Raw genomic sequence first — 2,087 nt, 5'->3', positions numbered from 1 at the left:
TTCACCTGCTGCTACCCAATAACAGAGCCTGACCAACTCGGTAACTCCGTCCCCATCGGACGCCCCATTACCAATACGCAGGTTTATCTATTGGATAGCTACCTACAGCCGGTTCCCATCGGAGTTCCCGGCGAGTTGTACATCGGCGGCGACGGCTTAGCCCGAGGCTACCTCAACCGCCCAGACTTGACCGAAGAGAAATTCATTCCTAACCCCTTCCCAAGAAGCAAGGGAGCAAAAGAAGAGCAATCTTTAAATCCAGAACGCCTCTATAAAACTGGCGACTTAGCTCATTATCTGCCCGACGGCAATATCGAATTTCTCGGTCGGATCGACAATCAAGTCAAAATCCGCGGTTTCCGCATCGAACTGGGGGAAATTGAGTCAACTCTATCCCAATATCCCGCTGTGCGGCAGTGTGCGGTGATAGCAAGGATTGACACAGACAGCGACAAACGTTTAGTAGCCTACATTGTTGCAGACCAACAGCAGAAACCCACTACCGACGAACTGCGGCGCTTCCTCAAACAAAAACTGCCCGACTACATGGTGCCGAGCGCTTTTGTTTTCCCGGACGCCTTACCCCTAACCCCCAACGGAAAAATAGACCGCCGCGCCCTGCCCGCACCCGATCGACTCAAGCAAGAGCCAGCAAGTACCTTTGTGCCTCCCAGCGATGATTTGGAAATCCAACTAACAAAAATTTGGGAAAACGTTTTAGGCAAAAAGCCGATCGGCGTGAAGGACAATTTCTTTGATTTGGGAGGACACTCCCTTCTAGCCGTGCGCCTGTTCGCACAAATCGAGAAAACCTTCGGGAAAAATCTCCCTCTCGCTACCCTCTTCCAAGCACCAAACATTGAAGAACTAGCCAACATTCTCCGCCAGAAAGGATGGTCGGTACCTTGGCAAACGCTGGTGGCAATTCAACCCGGAGGTTCTAAACCGCCTTTGTTCTGCATACATCCCGTCGGGGGCAACGTCCTCTGCTACCGAGATTTGGCACATTACCTGGGTCAGGAGCAACCCGTTTACGGCTTGCAAGCTGTAGGTCTGGATGGCAAACAAGCTCCCTACAAGCGGGTTGAAGACATGGCCGCTCACTACCTTAGAGAAATACGCGCCTTCCAGCCCCAAGGTTCCTATCTCTTAGCCGGTCACTCTGGTGCAGGCATGGTAGCTTTCGAGATCGCCCAGCAGCTAGTTGCAGGAGGTCAGAAGGTAGCGGTATTGGCCTTGCTTGATGCCTACAGTCCCCAATCATTAGTCCACGAACTTCCACCAGGTCGGACACTTTACGTCAACTTCCTCAACCTGTTACGACTCAGACCCGAAGACAAACTTCCCTACATCAAAGAAAGAGCGGTGTGGTTGCATAGCAGGATTACCCGTAAGATTGCCAAAACCTTTAATCTGTGGATGAGACGCCCCTCAACAGAAGATTCCCACCCCTATGCGCTGATAACAGAGGCTTTCAGTCAAGCCATCAGAGATTATGTACCACAAGTCTATCCAGGTCAGGCAACCCTCTTCCGCACTAGACACCAACCGACAAGAGTTTATTATGACCATCTATTCGGTTGGGGTTCCTTGGTGGCTGGCGGACTGGAAATCCGCGATGTTCCCGGCCTTCACTTAACCCTGCTGACAGAACCTTGCGTTCGGGTTCTTGGTGAAAAATTGAGAGCTTGCATAGATGAGGCTCTACAGGATGTTTCAGAAGACCATAGCTCTGAACCTAAGAAATCGACAACGGAAGTAGAGCATTAGACCAATTTCCTCAACCAAGAAAGGTTATCAGCGCTTCAATCTTCACTGGTGTCAATTCAACCTCATGGATTGAAACCGCCTCTGTTTTGCGTCCATGTTCTTGGCAGAGGTCTCAAATTCTACCTTTCTTTGGCACATCATTTGGCTCTGGAACCCACATTCGGCACCCTCAACTGTCACATACGCTTTCTGACACTCCTTTTTCTTCACTTCTATGCTGGGGCATTGGTAACAAGTTAGAACCCACATTCCGCACCCTCAACTGTCACAATCGGAAATTACGGAGAGAAAAAAGCAAAGCTTGCATAAAAAGAGAC

At 50.2% G+C, this 2,087-nt stretch carries 1 protein-coding gene; it reads left to right on the top strand.

Features of this window, described 5'->3' with window-relative positions:
- On the top strand, positions 1–1,770 hold a 1,770-nt coding region (locus QUB35_RS38835), incomplete at its 5' end, for a thioesterase domain-containing protein (protein ID WP_333148379.1).
- Positions 1,771–2,087 lie beyond the last annotated feature (317 nt).

Source organism: Microcoleus sp. B13-B6, assembly GCF_036705405.1.
GTDB lineage: Bacteria > Cyanobacteriota > Cyanobacteriia > Cyanobacteriales > Microcoleaceae > Microcoleus.
This window is presented reverse-complemented; position numbering and strand designations above follow the sequence as displayed.